Here is a 19730-nt window from a genome sequence, read left to right on the forward strand (position 1 = left end):
CTAACCGTTCTAATCAAAAATTTTGGCCACGAAAGGCTTCGATTCTGTGGAAAAAAGTTTATAAGCCATTATTGGCAAGTAGAAAGGGGGATACGGATGCAGCCTCCTAAGAAAAAGAAGAAGGTCGAGGAGTTTGAGGAGGAGCTCTTCGAGGAAGAGGAGGAGTGGGAACTCGAAGAGGACTGGGAGGATGAGGATTGGGAAGAGGAGTGGGAGGAGGAAGACTGGGAAGAGGAGGAAGAGTGGTGAGTTAAACGTTTTCTTTTACGCAACCCATTTATAGAACGGAGTTCTCTTTTCTCCCGGTGATAGAATGGCGTTCCTGAAGGTCGTTTCCCTGGAGAAAGCTCTCCAAGTCATAAACTCATTTCCCTTGGAGCCAGAAATCGAAAGCGTTCCTCTGAGCGAGGCCCTGGGCAGGGTTTTAGCCGAGGACGTGACATCACCGATAAACGTCCCGCCCTTCGACCGCGCCACGGTCGACGGCTACGCCGTAAGGGCTGAAGACACCTTCATGGCGAGCGAGAGTGAGCCGATTAGACTGAAGGTCGTTGGGGAGATAAACGCTGGGGACACTCCAGCGATAGAGCTCAAGCCCGGCGAGAGCGTTTACATCTCCACGGGCGCGCCCCTGCCCAGGAATGCCGATGCGGTTATACAATTCGAGGACGTGAACAGGGATGGAGAGGAGGTCGTCATCTACAAGCCGGCCTACCCGGGTCTCGGCGTCATGAAGGCCGGAACTGACATCCCGAGGGGGAAGACCATTCTCAAACGCGGAACGAGGCTGACCTTCAAGGACACCGCGCTTCTCTCGGCGGTCGGTTTCTCGGAAGTCAAAGTCTTCAGGAAGCCCAAGGTTGCCGTGATAAGCACCGGAAACGAAGTGGTTCTTCCCGGGACTGAGCTGAGGTACGGGCAGATATACGACATAAACGGCCGCGCCATAGTGGACGCGGTCAGGGAGCTCGGTGGCGAGGCTCTCTTCCTCGGCATAGCCAGGGACGACCGTGAGAGCCTCAAGGCGCTCATCGAGAAGGGAATCGAGTGCTGCGACATGGTAATCCTCAGCGGTGGTGCGAGCGGTGGAATAAGGGACCTGACCAGCTCAATAATCGAGGAGCTCGGCGAGATAAAGATTCACGGCATAGCGATTCAGCCGGGTAAGCCGACGATAATCGGCCTGATCAACGGAAAGCCGGTCTTTGGTCTGCCTGGATATCCAACCAGCTGTCTGACCAACTTCACCCTGCTCGTTGCGCCGCTCCTAAGAAAGCTTCTCGGAAGGGAGAGCGAGATCAGAAAGGTCAGGAAGAAGCTCGCCCACAAGGTCTTCTCCGTCAAGGGCAGGCGTCAGTTCCTGCCGGTCAGGATAGAGGGCGAAAAAGCCCTACCCATACTCAAGGGCAGCGGCGCGGTCACGAGCTTCGTGGATGCCGACGGTTTCATCGAGGTTCCAGAGAACGTTGAAATACTTCCGGCGGGGGAGGAAGTAGAAGTTACGTTCTTTGGATGAGTTGGCAGCGCGCCAACCGACGCATCAAAACCTTTTTTAAACTCCTTCACCTTCTTTCCCCAGGTGAAAGGCTATGCTGGACATAAAGCTCATCCGTGAAAATCCCGACCTCGTTAAGGGCGACCTCATAAAGCGCGGCGAGCTTGAGAAGCTCAAGTGGATAGACGAGATTCTGGAGCTCGACAGGAAGTGGCGCGAGAACCTGAAGAGGATAAACGCCCTCAGGAAGGAGCGCAACCAGCTTGCCGTCCAGATAGGCAAGCGCAAGAAGGCGGGAGAGCCGATAGACGATTTGCTGGCTAAAAGCAACGAGATAGTCAAGCAGATCGAGGAACTTGAGAAAGAGGTTGAAGAGCTGAGGAAGCAGATAGACTACTACCTCTGGCGCCTGCCGAACATCACCCACGAGAGCGTTCCCATAGGTAAGGACGACAGCGAGAACGTTCCAATAAGGTTCTGGGGTAAGGCCCGCGTTTGGGAGGGCTTCCTTGAGAGCTTTAAGGAGCAGAGCCTCGGAAAGATGGAGTACGAAGTCCTCGACTGGAGGCCGAGGCTCCACGTTGACATGCTTGAACTCCTGCGCGGTGCCGACCTTGAGAGGGCCGCCAAGGTCAGTGGTGCAAGGTTCTACTACCTCATGAACGAGCTGGTTATCCTCGACTTAGCATTGCTCCGCTTCGCCCTCGACAAGCTCATCGAGAAGGGCTTCGTCCCAGTCATACCGCCCTATATGGTCAGGCGCTTTGTTGAGGAAGGCGTCACGAGCTTCGGGGACTTCGAGGACGTTATCTACAAGGTCGAGGGTGAGGACCTCTACCTCATCCCGACGGCCGAGCACCCGCTTGCCGGCCTTCACGCCAACGAGATAATCGAGGGGAAGGACTTGCCCCTCCTCTACGTCGGCGTTAGCCCCTGCTTCAGGAAGGAGGCCGGAACGGCAGGAAAGGACACGAAGGGAATCTTCCGCGTTCACCAGTTCCACAAGGTCGAGCAGTTCGTCTATGCGAAGCCCGAGGAGAGCTGGGAGTGGCACGAGAAGCTCATCCAGAATGCGGAGGAAATATTCCAGGAGCTTGGGATTCCCTACCGCGTTGTGAACATCTGCACCGGCGATCTGGGATACGTTGCGGCAAAGAAGTACGACATCGAGGCCTGGATGGCCGGCCAGGGCAAGTTCAGGGAGGTTGTCAGCGCGAGCAACTGCACCGAGTGGCAGGCGAGAAGGCTGAACATCCGCTACCGCGACAAGACCCACGAGAAGCCCAAGTTCCTCCACACTCTCAACTCGACTGCCATAGCGACGTCGAGGGCGATAGTGGCGATACTCGAGAACTTCCAGACGGAAGAGGGCGTCGTGAAGCTCCCGAGGGCGATCTGGAAGTACACGGGCTTCAAGGAGATACTGCCGGCCCACATGAAGGAACGCTGCTGCCAGGATTGATGCGTTCTTTTTCATCTCTTATCTTCTTGCACTCGTTGGACGGTATGCAGTACAAGGGTTTATAAAGGATTGTACTGTATATAGTCCACGATGAGTCATGATTGAGAGAGAAACCTGGGCCGAGATCGTTCTCGACTACCGTTCGCTTCCTTTCGAGGGGATAGAGAGGGAAATAGAGGTAAAAGTTCCCAACACCCAGATGGCTGTGGCAATAATCGGGCCGAGGAGAGTTGGCAAGACTTACCTCATGCGCCAGATTATTGAGGAACTTAGATCGGAGGGTGTCCCTGAGGAGAGCATCGCCTACGTAAACCTCGAAGATCCCAGGCTCGTTGGAGCTTCCCTTGAGGATTTGATGACCCTGCTCGAAGTCCTAAGGGAGATGGGCGGGGAAAAGCTCCACATCTTTCTCGACGAGGTCCAGGTAGCTGAGGGCTGGGAGCGCTTCGTCCGCTACCTCCTCGACACCGGTCATATGGTCTTTATTTCCGGCTCTTCTTCAAAGCTCCTCTCGAAGGAGATAGCGACCCAACTTAGAGGACGCTCCATAGCGGTTCGCGTTTTTCCCTTCTCGTTTCGGGAGGTTTTGAGGGCAAAGAGATTCCCGCTTAAGCGTTATCTTTCGAGTAGCGAGAAGGCGAGACTCAGGGTGCTCCTCGGGGAGTATCTCGAATGGGGAGGCTACCCCGAAGTCGTGCTGAACCCCCAAGTGAAAATTGAAGTCCTAAAGGGAATCCTTGACCTCGCAATATACCGCGACATCGTGGAGCGCTGGGAAGTCAGAAACGTCTCCGCTTTACGGCTGCTCCTGAAAGTCCTCGCCCGCTCAAGCCACATTACGCTCACCAAGGCCTACTCAACTATGAAAAGCCTCGGAATATCGATAGGCAAGGGGACTCTCTCTGATTACTTCGAATACTTGGGTGATGCTTTCATACTGCATCGCCTTCCTCCCTATGTGAAATCCTACAAGAAGGCCGAACTACTTGGCTTCAAGCCCTACCTTATTGATAACGGCCTCCTTCGTATTATGGGGGTCAAGGACAGAGGGAGGTTGCTCGAAAACCTTGTCATGGTCGAGCTTTTGAGGAGGGGCTTTGAGCCGGGAGAAGATCTGTTCTACGTCCCTGGAGATGGATGGGAGGTCGATTTCCTGGCTGGAGACGAGCTAATTCAAGTTAGCTATGAGCTCCATTCGCTCAACAGGGAGCGCGAGCTTGGGACACTCCGGAAGGCTGAGAAGAAAATTGACGCTGAAAAGCTCACAGTCATAACTTTCACGGATAAAGAGAGCATTAAGCTGAACGAAAAGAGAATTGAGGTCATCCCGCTCCACGAGTGGCTCCTTCGCTAAACCCCTCCGTGCTCCCTCACTTTTTTCCTGACGTTCGGGTCGCGGTCGGCTATCACCTTTAGGGCCTCCTCAAAGCTCATCCAGTCGGGAACTTCCTCGTTGATGTAGATTCCGGTTCTCCCGATGCTGTCCCTCCTCGTCAGGACGTGGACGCGCTCGGTAACGATGTCGATGCTCACGCCGAGGATTTTTGCAACCTCACTCTCCCTTCCCACGACTTCCCTCTCGATGTGCCCCCTTTCGGTGGGGACTATGAGTATCAGCTTCTTGTTCACCCCGGGGACGCGCTGCCTGGTCTTCACGCCCCATGTGTCTATCATCCCGCCCCATCTGTAAAACTCAAGCTCCCTGTTCGTGGGCTCGATCAACGGGAAGGTGACCGTCGTTTCCTCGTCTATCTCGATGACGCCCTTGATGAGGTGCCACGGGGTTGCCATGACTATCTTCCTTCTGCTCACGAGTCCCTCAAGGGCGAGCTCGATGAGGTAGCTCGGCACCCGGTAGGGGATGAAGATGTCTATGTCGCTGTCCCGTCTGACGTCTCCCCTGGCGACACTACCGTAGAGCTGGGGGTCGAACTGGCCCAGTCTTTCCATTATTCCCAGCGCTTTCTCCCGCTTCTCCCAGAGGTAGCGCCACCTCTTCGGTGAATAGACAACCTCCCTCTCGTCCCAAACGCGAACAACCTTTTCCCTCGGCATCGAGCTAAGCTCGACCGGAACGTTTAAAGCCCTACCGATAGCGTTTTATATAGCTGGAACCAGTTTTGGGTGGTGAAAGAAATGCCAGTGCTGGGATTCAACGTAACCAAAATAGAGCTCGAGAGGGTTACCCTCGCGGTGCCCCAGGGCCAGATAGAGGTCAGGCTCTCCCCCAAGGTTAAAGAGATGCGCCTCGGGGAGATACGCACTCCCACGGGGAAGATGAACGGAATAGAGATACTCTTCAGGTACGAGATTGATTACAACCCTAGGATCGCCCAGGGTGCGATTGAGGGTGTGATACTCTACGTTCCGCCCCAGAAGGATAAAATGGACGAGATACTGAACCTCTGGGAAGATGAGAAAAAGATAGACTCCCTGACCTTCGCGGAGGTCGTCAACTTCATAACCAAGGAGATTTCCCCGATCCTCATGCTGATGGCCAAGGAGATGCGCCTGCCCTACCACATACCCCTTCCGAGGGTTGAGGTCAAGCCTCAGCCCCAGTGATCCTTTCCCTTCTTCCTTTAATGATATATTCCCTCAGCCTCGTGGATTCTGTTCGCGGCCTCTTTGAGACCCTCCCTCATCATGGCGTTCTCGGCCAGCTCCAGCGCCCGCAGGTAGGCCTTCTTGTTGAAGTAGTACTCAACGGTCTCTATATCCGCCAGAACTTCCTCCGATCCTGTGGATGCCGCGAACTGCTTGAGCGCGGCTATGCGGACCCTGACGCGGAACCTGAGGTCGCTCTTGGTCTCCAGAACGCTCTTGTAAGCCTCCATGGCCTCGTTGAGCTTGCCCATCCCGATGAGGGCTTCAGTTAGCTCGGTGAGCTTCTCAGCGGCCATCTCATCGTCTCCCTTGGCCCTGTAGGAGCTCACTATCTGGTAGAGCATCCTCGCGGTGTTGAGTCCGATGAGCTTGGCCCGGCTGAAGTTCTTCGCGAGCAGATAGGCGTACTGAGCCTTCACGAGGCAGCTAGTCGTCCCGTCGAGGTCTCCGCGGGAGTAGGCTATCTTGCTCGCCTTCTCGAAGTTCTTGGCGGCGGTGTCCATCATCTCGATGAAGTGGATGTCGTAGCCGAATATTGCCCGGATAAAGCCTGCGAGCCGGTAGAACGCCTCCGCTGCGCCCTTGGCGTCGCCCTTCTCCAGCCTGCCCTCGGCAATCTGACCGTAGAGGGTTATCAGGGTCTCGGCGAGCCTTCTGTAGGACTCAACGTCGTTTATGGTCCTGTAGTAACGGTAGGCCGCCTCGTACGCCCTTATGGCCATCGGTATGTCATCGTTGTCCTGGTAGGAGTTACCCAGGTCCTCGTAGATGGCCGCGAACTCCTCTGCGTACTTCATCAGGTTCTTCTCATCGTTAAGCGTCATGAAAATCTCAAGGACGTTTGAGCAGTACTCATCGAGAATATCGAGGTCAACCTCGGCCCGGGAGATTTCCTCCTCTATGAGGTCGATATACAGGTAAGCACTCTTCAGGAGGGAGGGACGGGCCTTCTCAATGGCCTTCGTCTTTTTGAGAAGAACGTATCCCAGGTACTTGTAAAGCCTCGCGGCGTCCTCCGTTTTACCTTCTTCCTCATAGCCTTTAGCGGCGCGAAGGACCAATTTGAGCCCATCCTTGATTCTTCCCTCATTGAGCCTCTTGAAGGCGAGCTGTTCTAGCTCTTCTGGTCCCTCTAGCCCGACGTTCGCTGGCAAATTTCTCACCCCACATGATTCAAGTCCAGGGCTTGCTGGCTAAATTTAAGGGCTCGGGATATTTAAGCGTTGTCTATGCCCAGACTATTCTGTACCCTGCTGCCTTTCTCAGGCGGTTCATAACCGCGAATCCAAGGCCCCTCTCCTCGATGCCCTCGGCGATTATCACGTCAACGCCCCTCTTATCGAGCTCCCTGAGCGCCCTGAAGAGGTTTCTCGCAACTTCCTCCTCGGTTTTCCCCAGGTGGAAGAACTCGTCCGCCTCGTACTTCTCCGTTGCCATGACCCCAACGCGCAGGCCCTTGGAACGATACTCCTCCACCAGCTCGGCTATCTTTCTCCTCACGTTTTCGCGCTTCCCCTCGACAACTATCACCTGCGCGCTGGGCGAGTAGTGCCTGTACTTCATGCCCGGCGAACGGGCGACGTCGACCAGCTTGCCCCTGACGGCGGGATGTATCTCGACCTCCCCTATGACCTTCTCTATCTCCTCAAGGGGCAGGCCGCCGGGCCTCAGCAGGGTCGGTCTCTCCGAGCTGAGGTCTATAACCGTTGACTCGACCCCAATCTTCGTTTCGCCGCCGTCGATTATGCACTCGATTCTCCCGTAGAAGTCGTCTATCACGTGCTCCGCCAGCGTTGGGCTCGGCTTTCCGCTTATGTTTGCCGACGGCGCCGCAATCGGGGTGCTGGCCTTTATGAGGGCGAGTGCTATGGGGTGCGCCGGCATCCTCACCGCGACGGTATCGAGGCCGCCGGTGGTAACGTACGGAACCTCCTCCCTCTTCGGCAGGACCATCGTCAGGGGCCCCGGCCAGAACCTCTCGGCGAGCAGCTTTGCCTCCCCTGGAATTTCTCCCGCGAGCTTTTTTAGGTCATCGAATTCTGCGATGTGAACTATGAGTGGATTGTCGGCCGGCCGTCCCTTGGCCTCAAAGATTCTCCTCACGGCGTTTTCGTTGAGCGCATCCGCCCCGAGACCGTATACCGTCTCGGTGGGAAATGCGACGAGCTTTCCCTCCAGTATGAACCTCGCGGCTATCCTTATCCCTCTCTCGTCAAGCCCATCTCGCATGTTGATTACTACCGTCATTCTCTCACCAAGGATTCACCGAGAAGAGGCCGTTAAAAATGTTACCCAGCGACTTCCTCGTAGACCCTCTCGACCTCTCGGGCGACGGCACTCCACGTGTACAAGCCGGCTATCTTCCTTCCAAGGGCTCCCGCCCTGGCGTTGAACTTGGGTTCGAGGAGTCTTTTCACGGCATTGACCAGCTCCTCGAAGCTCTCAAAGGTGAGACCGTTCTTCCCCTCGCGTATAAGCTCCGGGATCGCGCTCACGCGCCTTCCCACCGCGGGGACGCCTAGGCTGTTGGCCTCCAGCACTACCAGACCGAAGCCCTCCCTCCTGGACGGCAGAACCAGAAGCCTGCTCCTGGACAGTACTGCGCCAACGTCGTGGCGATAACCGGCGAACTCAACGTTCGGAGGTGCGGTCGCTTGGAGCCTTCTCCTGAGGGGACCGTCGCCGACGACCAGAAACTTTTCGTTCGGAAAGACGCGTGCCAGCTCTATGAATGTCTCCGGGCTCTTGTAGTCCCTGAGCGCACCGATGAACGTGATGTACTCCCTCCTCCCCTCCGCCGGCTGGAGAGGTTTCACCCCGTTGGGCACGACCCTGACCCTTCCCGCACCCAGGGAGGCGGCCTTTCCCGCTAGCCAGTGGCTGACGGCTATGACTGCATCGGCATTGGCCAGCGTTCTCTTGACGTAGAACCGCCCCAGGGTTAGCTTCGCCGTGTGCTCCAGATCGCTGCCGTGGGCAGTGACCACCAGGGACAGTCCGGTTCTTTCTTTCGCGAGGACCGCGGCGTAGCTGGTCGTTCCCACAAAGTGGGCGTGAATCAAATCGAAGTCAAATTCCCGGTGGAGTCTGCATATTTTCTTTGCCCCCAGCAGGGCAAAGGTCGTCCCTCTGATCCCGTATACAGGAGGAACGGTGACTTGATGCACGAACTCAGCCTCGAAGCTCCTCGGCTCTACTGGCCCGTAGGTGAGAACGTGAACCTCGTGGCGCTTCCTTAGCTCCCTCACGAGGTTGTCCAGGTGGTTCGCAACGCCTCCGCCATGGGGTGGGTAGTGTCCTACCATCAGAATCCGCATTTTGACCGGAGAAAATGGAGAAGAGACGTTAAAAAGGCTTATGGTCTCCCGTGGTTCTTTCTGCCAGGCGTTCCGGGCGAGGGTCTCTTGGTCGTCAGTTTGGCTAGGGTGTCCTTTATCTCGGGGATTAGCTCGTTGAGGAGGAGGGAGTATTTGCCCTGCTTAAGGGCCTCCTTCGCCTGGCTGATGAGGGACTCCAGTTCACTCACGTCGTAGCCCTTCCTCTTGAGGACCTTGGCCATAATCTCGAACTGCTGAATCTCCATCTGCAGCTGCATGTTTGGCAGACCCTGGTACACAGTTCTCATCTCGCGGTACGCCCGCGATATGACGAAGTCCGCGTTGAAGCTCGCCATCATGGCAAGCTGGTATGCCCTGGAATATTCACCGGAGTTGTACGCGTCCCATGCAGCGTTCAGGGCAGTCTTCGCCTCTTCGAGTTTCTTCCTTGCGGCGGGTATCTGGAGTCCATCAAGGAGCCCCTCGGCGCGGCCCGTCTTGTTCTGGACGTTGATGAGCAGGGAGTAGACCTCCTCCCTCGTGGGGGACTGGACGAGGTTGTCTTCGTTGTAGGCGGCGAAGTGGCTCTTCATCCAGGCGTCTATCTTCTCACGGTTCAGCGGGAACATCGGCTTCTCCCGACCAGAATAAGTCGCCGCGTATTTGACCTCGGATACGTGCATAAAGCGCTCCAGGGCGGTTATCGTCACGTTTTCCCTGCCCTCGTCAGTCAGTACGAGAATCGGCTTTCCTTTGAACTCGTACGGCATAAGTTTCATGGCCCTCAGGTAGCCCTCAATAGCAAGGGCATCACGGCCGTTGGCTATGACGACGGTTCCTATCTCGTCGAAGGCCTCCGGGAACTCCTCCTTGAGCGCCTGGATTACTACGAGGTTCGTCTCGTATCTGGTTTCGCCGTACCAGCGCTCGTACGGGATTCCAAACTCATCAAAATCCTTTGTGTACTCCTCAGGTATCGCCACAGGGCCGCCTACGATTATCACCCTCTCGGGCTCGACGCTGAGTATCTCGGCGCTCACCGCGGGGTCGTAGGTGCCCCAGGGGCTGACTATAAGGTGCGCCCCCAGGAGGTCGGCCACGTTCTGGGCTATCGCCCAGTCGGCCTCGTTGTCGCTGACCAGGATGACCAGCCGGGTCTCCTCCGCGGACGCGCGGGGAAGGGGCACGGCACCCAGGATGAAGATAAAGCTGATGAAGATTACAAGGCCTTTTTTACCTATCACGTCTTCTCACCTGCTTCTACCTTGGGAAAAGGCTTATTTAAGCCTTTTTCACGCAATCGTTTGCCCCCGTTCGAGGGTGGGGAGAATAGAGGGATGGAAATCCTCCCTCGGCGGCCGGAATATTAACGGACGTTCAGAAACGTTTACTCGCGTTTAAAAACCTCTCTGAAGGCTTTTTGGGCGTATCCGCTCAGGGTCAGGTTTTCTCTCTTCGCCAGCTTTTCGAGGAGTTTTTGAGCGTGGCTTCCGTACTGGGCGGCCTTCTTCTCGCGCTCGACTATCTCCCTCGGCAGACCGAGCTCGCCGGCCGTCTTTCTGAGAATGGCCTTCCTGACGCCGTTCTCAATCTTTGCACTTACCGGTGTTCCCAGAGCGACGGACACGACCGCCAGGTCAAGGAATGGCACGCGCCCCTCAACGGAGTTGAGCATGGCTATCTTGTCGTCCCTGGCCAGGTTCCTCTCCCCCATCTCGAGGAGGTCCCTCTCCATCAGCGCCGGGTCCCTGAGGTACTTCGCATAGCCGCCGAACAGCTCATCCGCCCCCTGCCCGCTCAGGAGGAGCCTGCAGCCCTCTCCACCCGCGAGCCTCGTGGCGAAGTACAGGGGGATGCCTATCGCGAGATTCATTGCGTTCGGCTCCTCTATTGCGAAGATCACTCTAGGAACGGCCTCACGGACGTCATCCAAGTCAAAAACGTACTCCCGGAGGGGAAGTCCGAGAAGCTCGCTGGCTTTTCTGGCCCACTCTAGGTCCGGACTGCCCTCGGCGCCGGCGGTGTACAGGACGACATCGGAGTAGCGGGACGCCAGAAGGGCGATTAGCGCGCTGTCCAGCCCCCCTGAGAACAGGACTCCGGTTCTCTTTCCGACCCGGACCCTCACGGCGTGCTCCAGAACGTTCAAAAGTGCGCGCTTTGCCCCTTCCGGCGTTAGGGTTGCCCTCCTCAGCTCCGTGAGCGTGAAAACCTTCCTTCTCTCCACACCCCGCCGGGAGATTACAACGAGCTCACCGGGCTCCACGGGAATCGCTTCCTCGCCTATAGCCCAGAGAACCTTTCTCTCCGATGCGAAGAAACCTCTTGGGGAATAGTAGAGAGGCCTTATCCCCACGGGATCGCGGAAGAGGTATATCCTCTCCCCGTCGCTGAAAGCCACCGCGTAGTCGCCCTCAAGCATGAGCATGGCTTTTCTTACGGCCGCCTCCACGGACAGTCCTTCCCCAAGCAGGTGCTCGATGAGCCTGAGGATTACCTCGCTGTCGACGTCCGTCTCGAAGGATGCGCCTTTTTCCTCCAGGTACTCCCTCAGATGGGGGTGGTTGTAGATCTCCCCGTTGTGGACGAGGGCGAGGTCGTTGTAGAAGGGCTGAGTGTATCCCAAGGAGCCGGTCATCGCCAGCCTGCACTGAATGAGGCCAACCCTCCCGTCCGGGATCTCGGCAACGCGCGAGAAGTCTTCCGATTTGAACACTCCTGTGTCGGTCCACACACCGAAGGAGTCCTCTCCCCTGTGCTTTCCGGCGAGTATCATCCTCACGAACCTGTCTCTCAAACCTTCACCGATTCCTCCGGCTATCAGACACATGCTCCCACCGTACGGATTTGAACATACGATGCCAAAAGGCTTCTTCCTTATCCCTTGAAAAAGTTTTCACAATCCGTCCAACTAACTGAAAGTCCGCTCAAAAACTGCGTATTCGAATGAACTAAGTCAGGTCGCCGCAGGTGCAGCGGTGCTCGTAGGCCAGGGTCTCAAGGTCATCGAATCCCTCTCCCGTCTGGGTGGAGATGTAGAGAACCCTCGTCGGGGGAGCCAGTTCCGGAAGGGTCGAGCACATCCTGTAGGCGAGGAGCCCTTGCGTGGACGGCTCCAGTCTGAGCCTGGCGGTGAGGTACTCAACGTCGTCGAGGTACCGTCTGTACTCCTCGAGGTTCTCCACGGTGTCAACCTTGCTCATCGCTGGAACGGTGGTTGTTCCGAGGCGTAGCTCTATCATCAGGCCGAAGAACCTGGCGAAGCAGAAGTCCGCAGGTTTCCTCAGTATGTCCGGGCTGAAGAGATAAACCGTGAGCGGCTCAGGGAGGCCCTCCATCAGCCTGACGCCGAAGTCGTGGAAGAGAAACGTCTCCATCTGGCCGGGAGTGTCGAGGAGCACGTAGTTGTTCTCCCCGTCCAGTTCCATGATCGAAGAAACGTACTCAGAAACCCGCGGGAGAAGCCTATCGTAGCTCTCCACTATGGCTCCGTTGGGACCGTAGCCCTCTTCCATGATCTCCCAGGCGGTCACCTCGACCCTAACGTCGAGGTCCGGCCTGTAGGGCAGTTTCTTCACGCCAGTGTCCAGGTTCACGTACGAGACTCTGTAATCGTTTTCTTCCAGGTATTTTCCAAACGCCCGGGTTAGGGTGGTCTTTCCGCTTCCGGCAGTCCCCACAAAGGTTAGTATCATCTCATCACCCTGGCTTTGAAGCCGGATATCCTCGCTATCCTCTCGGCCAGCTCCATGTATGCCTTTGCGCCCTCCGATTCGGGTTTGTACTCCACTACTGGAACGCCCTCAAGGGTCGCCTCCCTCACGGCGGGGTCTTCAGGGATGACGGCGAGAAGGGGCAGTTCCATTACCTCCTCCGCCACCTCGGGCGGAATTTCGGTCTCGCTGCGTCCGTAACGGTTCAGGACGAAGCCCAGAATGGCCAGACCCGCCTTCCTCAGAACCATCCCTACCTTCATGGTGTCGGTAACGCACGAGATTTCGGGGTTTGTGACGAGAAGAACCTCCTCTCCGCTCAGCATGGCGTTCATGGCGTCCATCTGAAGGCCGGCTGGAGAGTCTATGACAACAAAATCGAACTTATCCTTCAGCCGCTTTATCGTCTCGGGGAGCTTCCTGGGGTCGGCCCGTATAACGTGCTCCCAGTCTATCGACGCGGGAACGAGGTGAACGTTCTCATAGGCTGTGGCGTATATGGCGTCGCTTATGGTTGCCCTACCGGCCAGAACATCGTGAAGGGTAGTGTAAGCGTCGTCTATTCCCATGACGAGGCTCAGGTTGGCCATTGTGAGGTCTGCATCAACGGCACAGACGTGATAGTTCATCTTCCCGAGGGCGATGGCGAGGTTAGCCGTCGTTGTGGTCTTTCCCGTGCCTCCCTTGCCGGAGGCTATGGATATCAGCCTACCCATTGTCCCACCCATTTATTTTTCGGCTAAACCTTTATGAACCTTTAGCTGTAGCACCCCTTGGAAGTAACATAATCGAAGGAGAGTTTCGAATCTTCTGAGGTGAGAGAGATGAGAATGTTTGTTGCTGATACGAGCGTGATCGTTGACGGCAGACTTACACAGTTCCTTGCGGGCGTTGAAGGGAAGGTCAAGGTCGTCATACCAGAGGCTGTCGTTGCTGAGATAGAGCACCAGGCCAACGAGGGGAAGGCGATAGGTCACGTTGGACTTGAGGAGCTTAAAAAGCTCCGCGAAATGGCAAACGAGGGCAGGATTATCCTGGAGTTCCATGGAGAAAGACCAGAGCTCTGGCAGATAAAGAGGGCCAAATCAGGGGAGATAGACAACATGGTCAGGGAGATAGCCAGGGAGCTCGGCGCCACCCTGATAACCGGAGACCAAGTGCAGAGGGACATCGCGATAGCCAAGGGCATAGACGTGATTTACCTGACCGCCAGGAAGGAGGTCAAGCACCGCCTCGAGGACTTCTTCGACGAGACGACGATGAGCGTTCACCTGAAGGCGGGATTGAGGCCCCTCGCGAAGAAGGGAAGGCCGGGCGAGTGGAGGCTCGTTCCGACTGGCGAGGATGTTTTGACCGACGAGGAGCTTGAGGAGATAGCCGACGACATAGTCGAGAGGGCGAAGCGCGACCCCGAGAGCTTCATAGAGCTCGACGAGCCCGGAGCGACGGTTGTTCAGCTCAGGAACTACCGTATAGTCATAGCCAAACCGCCCTTCGCGGACAGGATAGAGATAACCGCCGTCAGACCGGTCAAGAAGCTCAGCATTGAGGATTACGAGCTGAGCGAGAAGCTCATGGAGCGCCTCAGGGAGAAGGCCGAGGGAATACTCATCGCCGGAGCGCCAGGTGAGGGGAAGACAACCTTCGCTCAGGCTCTGGCCGAGTGGTACGCCGGAATGGGCAGGATAGTTAAGACGATGGAGAAGCCGCGCGACCTGCAGGTCGGTGAAGAGATCACCCAGTATACTGCCTTGAGCGGCAGGATGGAGAAGACCGGCGACATACTCCTCCTGGTGAGGCCGGACTACACGATATTCGACGAGATGAGGAAGACGAGCGACTTCAAGATATACGCCGACCTGAGGCTCGCGGGAGTCGGTATGGTCGGAGTCGTGCACGCAACGAAGCCTATAGATGCCGTCCAACGCTTCATCGGCAGGGTCGAGCTTGGAATGATACCGCAGATAGTCGATACCGTCATCTTCATCAAGGCCGGAAGGGTCGCCAAGGTCCTGACGCTGGAATACCTTGTCAAGGTGCCGAGCGGCATGAGGGAAGAGGACCTAGCCAGGCCGGTGATAGAGGTCCGCGATTTTGAGACCGGCGAGCTGGAGTACGAGATATACACCTACGGCGAGGAGATAAGCGTCGTGCCCGTCAAGAGGGAGGAAAAGGCTCCCGCCCTCAAACTCGCGGAGAAGAGGCTCAAGCAGGAGATAAAGAAGTTCCTGCCTGATGTCTACACCGAGGTCGAGATAGTCAGCCCGCACAAGGCGATAATCTACGCCGACGAGTTCGACATCCCGGCGATAATCGGCAAGAAGGGCAAGCGCATCACCGAGCTGGAGAAGAGGATAGGCATAAGCATCGACGTCAAGAGCTTCACCGAGAGGGAAGAAACAAAGCCGAAGGAGAGGATACCCGTCGAGATCGAGGAGAAGAAGAAAACGATAGTTCTCCGCGTTTCGCCCGACTACGCTAAGAGGCCTCTGAAGTTCTACGGCGGGGAGCAGTACGTCTTCACGGCGACGCCCAGCAAGAAGGGTCTTGTAAAGGTGAGCAAGAGCACGCCGATAGGCAAGGAACTCAAGAGGCTCATCGAGGCGGGGATACCCATCTGGGCAACCGCCTGAGAAAACTTTTTATAGTTTGCTTTCTTCTTTTCTATGGTGGTAAGGAGTGGGAGCGGCGGATGCGCTGGCAATCATAGGAGGGGCTTTCTTTCTTATCCTAATCCTCACCCCCTTCCTTCCAACGGGCCTGAGCTTCCTAGGAACCCTCCTTCTAGTGTTTCCAATGGTGATCCTGATACTTCTGCTGGTTAAGGTCTATGATATCGAGGATAGGCTTGCAGAACTGAAAAAGGACGTTGAAGAGCTGAAAAAACCGGGGGCACGGAGAGATGAAATATGACTACGACTCCCTTGAGGCTGTAGGGGCGATAGTGACGGGTGTTGCCCTGGTGATACTGCTCACCGCCGGAGAAGCTGGACTGCTCTTTGGTCCTCTGCTACTTGCTATGGGACTCATCATCTGGAAGATGGGTGAGATGAGGAGGGAATTCACCGAGAAGCTCGAATCCCTAATGCAGGAGATAGATTCCCTCAAAGGCTCTGGAGGCACCGCCGATGGTTGATGTCTCCACCAAAGGATTCATGATAATCGTTTTTTCCATACTCATCGTGATTTATCCTGTGGGGTGGTTCTTTGTCTTTATGACTGCTCTGCTCTTTGCCGCGGTTGGCTGGACGGTTATTGGAATAGCAAATGAAATCGATGGCCTTAGGTCGGAGATGTGGAAGCTTCGCCATGAGATAAAGGCGCTTAGGAAAGAACTCAGGACGGTGGAGTGAGATGAAGCTCGTGAGGGACCTCACCGTGCTCTTTGCACTTCTTGTATCCATCTCCCTGCTCCTATGGGCCCAGCCCGAGAGCAGAGGTTCGGTGGATTTCTATCTTGGCATTGCCCTTGTTGTTCTGGTTTTCCTGCTCATTGCCATCTGGATGGAGCTGGAGCGCCTGGAGGATAGAATCCTCGAACTGGAATTCATCCTCGGTGAGTCGAGGGGGGATGAGAACGATGCGGGGAATATGGAATGATAAGGTTTTCTGGGGTATCTCTGGAATTGCCCTGCTTCTCTATACCTATGGCATATTCGTGAAGCCTAGCACTCTGGCACTGGTCATTGGAAGCGTTTTCTGGGCTGCGGCGTTCCTGTATCTCCTGTGGGGAAGCTTTAGGAAGAAGATTCGGAAGATCATTGGGAGTGCGGGATAAGGGCTCAGCTGCGAGGGTACTCATCACGCATCAGCTAGCGAAATTGTCTTCATCGCCGGGTTAATTTCTCGCAAGATTTTTTAACCCTTTTCCGGAGGAGAGACCATGCTGGTTTTGGCCTCTGCCTCACCGAGGAGGCGGGAGATACTCGCTATGTTCATACGGGAGTTCGAGGTTATTCCGAGCAGGGCGAGCGAGGAATGCGGCCTGGAAGATCCCGCCGAGTACGCCCTGGAGCTGGCCCGGAGGAAGGCAAGGGAGGTCTATGGACGCGTTGGTGGAACCGTCATCGGCGCCGATACAGTGGTCAGCATAGACGGTCGCATCCTCGGAAAGCCGGGGAGCAAGGAGGAGGCCTTTGAGATGCTCAGACTTCTCAGCGGGAAGGTGCACAGGGTCACGACGGGCTACTGCATAATCCATGGGGGGATGGAGATCTCGGGAGTTGTCATCACTGAGGTCAAGTTCCGGGAGCTTGACGATGATATAATCGAGGCGTACATCGAGACCGGCGAGCCTATGGACAAGGCAGGTGCATACGGCGTACAGGGAAAGGCCGGCCTCTTCGTCGAGTGGATAAGGGGCGACTACTACAACGTCGTCGGCTTCCCGCTGGAGATAGTCTGGAAGCTGAGGGAGCTTGGATTTGAGGTTATGTGAGGTTATCACGATTTCTCCGCGTTTCGGTGAAAAAACTACAAAAACTCCCCGAACAGCAGGTCTTCCTTCGTGCCTCCCGCCTTCTTGAAGACCCTCTCGCTCCAGGAGACGCTCCCAACGTCCCGAGGTCTGTGGGCGTCGCTCGCGAAGACCAACTTTACGCCGCGCCTTATGCATTCCCTTATGAAGCTGATATCGGGGACGCGGTAGCGGGAGCTTATCTCGAAGGCCTTTCCGCTCGCCTCCGCCAGCTCTATGAGCTCCCTCAGGCTCTCTTCATCGGGATAGCCTATGTGCGGAAAACTCGCCCCGAAGTGCCCGATTATGTCAACACTCTCGTCGAGGAGTGCGCCCTTCACGAGCTCAACGTATTCCTCCGGGTCATCCAGCCAGAGATGGACGCTGGCTATGACGTAATCCAACTTTTCCACCATTCCCGCGGCAACGTCAACGCCGTTGTGGGTTATATTGGCCTCGATCCCAGCCAGAACCGTTATCCCGCTCTCCTCTCTCCAACGGCGGACCTCCCGGATATAGCGGTTGAAGGCCCTGCCCGTGAGGTAGTGGCTGTGGTCGCTTATCCCGAGCAGCCTCAAACCCCTGACCTCTGCGGCCGCAACGTTGTCTCCTATTCCGCCAACGCCGTCGGAGTATGCTGAGTGCGTGTGTATATCGTGGGGAAAGTCGAGCATGTTAGAAACTCCGTGGGGAGATTAAAAAGCCTTCTGGACAAAATATCCAAAGTAAAGTCCAACCTTTAGTTTTGACAACCTTTAAATACCGTCTGAAACAAAACTCACCCGGTGGTGAAAATGGTCGAGCGCTCCAAGGTTAGGGTTCTCGTTGCAAAACCGGGACTTGACGGTCACGACAGGGGAGCCAAGGTCGTTGCGAGGGCCTTGCGCGATGCAGGTTTTGAGGTCATCTACACGGGCATAAGGCAGACTCCGGAGCAGATAGTGGAGAGCGTCATTCAGGAGGACGTTGACGTCCTTGGAATAAGCATCCTCTCCGGTGCGCACATGGTTCTGATTCCCAAGATACTCAGGCTCCTTGAAGAGCGCGGTATAAAGCCAAACGAGGACGTTCTTGTGATAGCCGGCGGAATAATTCCGCCCGACGATGCCGAGCAGCTTGAGAATACCGGCGTCGCCAGGGTTTTCGGCCCGGGAAGCCCGATAGGCGACATCATAAGCTTCATAGACGAGAACGTTCCGAAGCTCAAGAAGTTCAGGTCGGCCTGAACCCAACCTTTATAATTTCTTGCTGGATAATTTGTCCGAGTGGTGACGATGATAGACGACCTTATAGAACGCATGCTCCAGGGGGACAGGCGCGCCACGGCGAGGCTCATAACCCTCGTTGAAAACGATGAGGAGAAGGCCAGGGAAATAATACGGAAGATACATCCCCACACCGGAAACGCCTACATCGTTGGCATAACCGGGCCGCCCGGAGCCGGGAAATCGACACTTCTCGACAAGCTCATCAGGGTTGCCAGGGAAGAGGGGAAAATCGTCGGCGTCATAGCCATAGACCCCACCTCCCCCTTCACGGGTGGAGCGTTGCTCGGCGACAGGATAAGGATGCAGAGGCACTCGACCGACCCCGGAGTTTTCATCAGGAGCATGGCGACGCGCGGCTCCCTCGGCGGACTCGCCAAGGCCACGAACGACGCCATAAAGGTTCTCGACGCCTACGGCTGCGACGTCATCTTCGTCGAAACGGTTGGGGTTGGCCAGATCGAGATTGACATCGTTAAGACGGCCGATACCGTGGTTCTCGTAACCGTGCCAGGCCTGGGAGACGACGTGCAGGCAATAAAGGCGGGCCTTATGGAGATAGCAGACGTCTTCGTAATCAACAAGGCCGACAAGGAAGGGGCGGATGCAACGTACTTCGAGCTCAACCTCATGCTCGACCTTGAGAAAGAGCGCTGGGAGAAGCGCGGCTGGAGGCCGCCAATAGTTGAGACCGTGGCAACGACGATGAAGGGAATCAGGGAGCTCTGGTCGGCCATAAAGGAGCACCATAACTTCCTTGAGCGTAGCGGTGAGATAGAGCGGAAGAGGAAGTTCCGGGCCGAGGAGGAGGTCAAGACCATAGTCTCCGGAAGGATAGCAAAGGCGATAAGCGAGAGACTCGCTGAGGAAGAGGTGGCGGCCCTGATAGAGAAGATTGTGATGCGTGAAATCGACCCTTACTCTGCCGCGGATCTGGTACTTGAAAAAGCCCTGGGGGTGAAGGTATGATAAAGAAGATAGACCACGTTGGTATAGCCGTTAAGAACCTCGACGAGGCCATAAAAGTCTGGGAGGGCCTCGGCCTCAAGGTCGAGGAGATTGAAGAGGTCCCGGACCAGGAGGTAAGGACCGCGATAATCCACGTTGGGGAGAGCAGGATTGAGCTCCTGGAGCCCACCGCTGAGGACTCCCCGATAGCCAAGTTCATAGCCAAGCGCGGTGAGGGCATACACCACATAGCCCTCGGCGTTGAGGACATCGAGGGGCACCTCGAGAAGCTCAAGGAGGAGGGCTACAGGCTCATAGATGAAAAGCCGCGCATAGGTGCGGGCGGTGCGAGGATAGCTTTCGTTCACCCGAAGGCCGTAACAGGTGTGCTTCTCGAACTATGTGAGAGGGAGGAGTGATACCTCAAAAGGAGTGGCGTTTGGTGCCGTCTCTCTCTTTTATATTTA

Annotated in this window: 24 protein-coding genes; 15 read left to right on the forward strand and 9 right to left on the reverse strand. The window is 56.2% G+C overall.

Going from position 1 to position 19730, the window contains the following annotated elements; all coding sequences use genetic code 11:
* Nucleotides 1-96 precede the first annotated feature (96 nt).
* The 4 genes from A3L10_RS10315 to A3L10_RS00400 all read left to right on the forward strand — a co-directional run bounded on the left by A3L10_RS10315 (nt 97) and on the right by A3L10_RS00400 (nt 4311).
* The gene (locus A3L10_RS10315) at nt 97-249 is read left to right on the forward strand and encodes a hypothetical protein (protein WP_198362076.1); all 153 of its coding nucleotides are present in this window, start codon (nt 97-99) and stop codon (nt 247-249) included.
* 64 nt (nt 250-313) lie between these two features.
* Nucleotides 314-1516: a molybdenum cofactor synthesis domain-containing protein gene (locus A3L10_RS00390; protein ID WP_088865890.1), complete on the forward strand. Its 1203-nt coding sequence runs from the start codon at nt 314-316 to the stop codon at nt 1514-1516.
* A gap of 73 nt (nt 1517-1589) precedes the next feature.
* Nucleotides 1590-2957, forward strand: coding sequence for a serine--tRNA ligase (gene serS / locus A3L10_RS00395; RefSeq protein ID WP_088865891.1), 1368 nt, complete (start codon nt 1590-1592; stop codon nt 2955-2957).
* A gap of 97 nt (nt 2958-3054) precedes the next feature.
* Nucleotides 3055-4311 carry an ATP-binding protein gene (locus tag A3L10_RS00400; protein WP_088865892.1) on the forward strand — a complete coding sequence of 419 codons (1257 nt, stop codon included), beginning with the start codon at nt 3055-3057 and terminating at the stop codon, nt 4309-4311.
* On the opposite strand, the gene A3L10_RS00405 is transcribed toward A3L10_RS00400, so the two are convergent.
* A complete protein-coding gene (locus A3L10_RS00405) occupies nt 4308-5012 on the reverse strand; it encodes a nucleotidyltransferase domain-containing protein (RefSeq protein ID WP_088865893.1) in 705 nt (234 codons plus the stop codon). The two genes, A3L10_RS00400 and A3L10_RS00405, sit on opposite strands and share 4 nt — an antisense overlap.
* 81 nt (nt 5013-5093) lie before the next feature.
* Here A3L10_RS00405 and A3L10_RS00410 point away from each other — a divergent pair, with 81 nt between their 5' ends.
* Complete coding sequence (locus A3L10_RS00410) at nt 5094-5522, forward strand: hypothetical protein (protein ID WP_088180771.1); 429 nt, start codon at nt 5094-5096, stop codon at nt 5520-5522.
* A gap of 17 nt (nt 5523-5539) precedes the next feature.
* Here A3L10_RS00410 and A3L10_RS00415 read toward each other — a convergent pair whose 3' ends face one another.
* From A3L10_RS00415 to minD, 7 genes are all read right to left on the reverse strand, one after another.
* Nucleotides 5540-6727 (reverse strand): hypothetical protein, encoded by a 1188-nt coding sequence (locus A3L10_RS00415; protein WP_394335103.1) that lies wholly within the window; start codon nt 6725-6727, stop codon nt 5540-5542.
* Between the two features lie 64 nt (nt 6728-6791).
* The gene (locus tag A3L10_RS00420) at nt 6792-7811 is read right to left on the reverse strand and encodes an L-threonylcarbamoyladenylate synthase (RefSeq protein ID WP_088865895.1); all 1020 of its coding nucleotides are present in this window, start codon (nt 7809-7811) and stop codon (nt 6792-6794) included.
* A gap of 41 nt (nt 7812-7852) precedes the next feature.
* On the reverse strand, nt 7853-8881 hold the full coding sequence (locus A3L10_RS00425; RefSeq protein ID WP_088865896.1) for a glycosyltransferase family 4 protein: 1029 nt from the start codon (nt 8879-8881) through the stop codon (nt 7853-7855).
* A 38-nt stretch (nt 8882-8919) separates the two neighbouring features.
* Entirely contained in the window at nt 8920-10125 is a 1206-nt protein-coding gene (locus A3L10_RS00430) for a cell wall-binding repeat-containing protein (RefSeq protein ID WP_088865897.1), read from the reverse strand.
* Nucleotides 10126-10268: 143 nt separating this feature from the next.
* Nucleotides 10269-11711 carry a DUF7411 family protein gene (locus tag A3L10_RS00435; RefSeq protein WP_088865898.1) on the reverse strand — a complete coding sequence of 481 codons (1443 nt, stop codon included), beginning with the start codon at nt 11709-11711 and terminating at the stop codon, nt 10269-10271.
* A gap of 121 nt (nt 11712-11832) precedes the next feature.
* Complete coding sequence (locus A3L10_RS00440) at nt 11833-12576, reverse strand: ATP/GTP-binding protein (RefSeq protein WP_088865899.1); 744 nt, start codon at nt 12574-12576, stop codon at nt 11833-11835.
* Entirely contained in the window at nt 12573-13310 is a 738-nt protein-coding gene (minD, locus tag A3L10_RS00445) for a cell division ATPase MinD (RefSeq protein ID WP_088180764.1), read from the reverse strand. Before minD ends, A3L10_RS00440 begins: the two co-directional genes overlap by 4 nt.
* Before the next feature lie 108 nt (nt 13311-13418).
* Here minD and A3L10_RS00450 point away from each other — a divergent pair, with 108 nt between their 5' ends.
* The 7 genes from A3L10_RS00450 (at nt 13419) to A3L10_RS00480 (ending at nt 17032) form a co-directional block, all read left to right on the forward strand.
* A complete protein-coding gene (locus A3L10_RS00450; protein ID WP_088865900.1) occupies nt 13419-15227 on the forward strand; it encodes a PINc/VapC family ATPase in 1809 nt (602 codons plus the stop codon).
* 46 nt (nt 15228-15273) lie between these two features.
* Nucleotides 15274-15507, forward strand: coding sequence for a hypothetical protein (locus tag A3L10_RS00455; protein WP_088865901.1), 234 nt, complete (start codon nt 15274-15276; stop codon nt 15505-15507).
* Nucleotides 15497-15730 (forward strand): hypothetical protein, encoded by a 234-nt coding sequence (locus A3L10_RS00460; RefSeq protein ID WP_088865902.1) that lies wholly within the window; start codon nt 15497-15499, stop codon nt 15728-15730. The genes A3L10_RS00455 and A3L10_RS00460 overlap by 11 nt, the downstream gene beginning before the upstream one ends.
* Nucleotides 15723-15947: a hypothetical protein gene (locus A3L10_RS00465; RefSeq protein ID WP_088865903.1), complete on the forward strand. Its 225-nt coding sequence runs from the start codon at nt 15723-15725 to the stop codon at nt 15945-15947. The genes A3L10_RS00460 and A3L10_RS00465 overlap by 8 nt, the downstream gene beginning before the upstream one ends.
* Before the next feature lies 1 nt (nt 15948).
* Complete coding sequence (locus A3L10_RS00470; protein WP_088865904.1) at nt 15949-16194, forward strand: hypothetical protein; 246 nt, start codon at nt 15949-15951, stop codon at nt 16192-16194.
* Complete coding sequence (locus tag A3L10_RS00475; protein WP_232460989.1) at nt 16166-16372, forward strand: hypothetical protein; 207 nt, start codon at nt 16166-16168, stop codon at nt 16370-16372. The genes A3L10_RS00470 and A3L10_RS00475 overlap by 29 nt, the downstream gene beginning before the upstream one ends.
* A 105-nt stretch (nt 16373-16477) precedes the next feature.
* Nucleotides 16478-17032: a Maf-like protein gene (locus A3L10_RS00480; RefSeq protein WP_088865906.1), complete on the forward strand. Its 555-nt coding sequence runs from the start codon at nt 16478-16480 to the stop codon at nt 17030-17032.
* Nucleotides 17033-17067: 35 nt separating this feature from the next.
* Here A3L10_RS00480 and A3L10_RS00485 read toward each other — a convergent pair whose 3' ends face one another.
* Nucleotides 17068-17724 carry a PHP domain-containing protein gene (locus tag A3L10_RS00485; protein ID WP_088865907.1) on the reverse strand — a complete coding sequence of 219 codons (657 nt, stop codon included), beginning with the start codon at nt 17722-17724 and terminating at the stop codon, nt 17068-17070.
* Nucleotides 17725-17844: 120 nt separating this feature from the next.
* Between A3L10_RS00485 and A3L10_RS00490 the strand changes: the two genes are divergently transcribed.
* The 3 genes from A3L10_RS00490 to mce are packed head-to-tail and all read left to right on the forward strand — an operon-like array spanning nt 17845 to nt 19682.
* Nucleotides 17845-18276: a cobalamin B12-binding domain-containing protein gene (locus A3L10_RS00490; protein ID WP_088865908.1), complete on the forward strand. Its 432-nt coding sequence runs from the start codon at nt 17845-17847 to the stop codon at nt 18274-18276.
* Nucleotides 18277-18324: 48 nt separating this feature from the next.
* Nucleotides 18325-19284 (forward strand): methylmalonyl Co-A mutase-associated GTPase MeaB, encoded by a 960-nt coding sequence (meaB, locus tag A3L10_RS00495; protein WP_088865909.1) that lies wholly within the window; start codon nt 18325-18327, stop codon nt 19282-19284.
* Nucleotides 19281-19682: a methylmalonyl-CoA epimerase gene (mce, locus tag A3L10_RS00500; protein ID WP_088865910.1), complete on the forward strand. Its 402-nt coding sequence runs from the start codon at nt 19281-19283 to the stop codon at nt 19680-19682. The genes meaB and mce overlap by 4 nt, the downstream gene beginning before the upstream one ends.
* The last annotated feature ends 48 nt before the right edge of the window (nt 19683-19730 follow it).

This window comes from Thermococcus radiotolerans, assembly GCF_002214565.1.
GTDB lineage: Archaea > Methanobacteriota_B > Thermococci > Thermococcales > Thermococcaceae > Thermococcus > Thermococcus radiotolerans.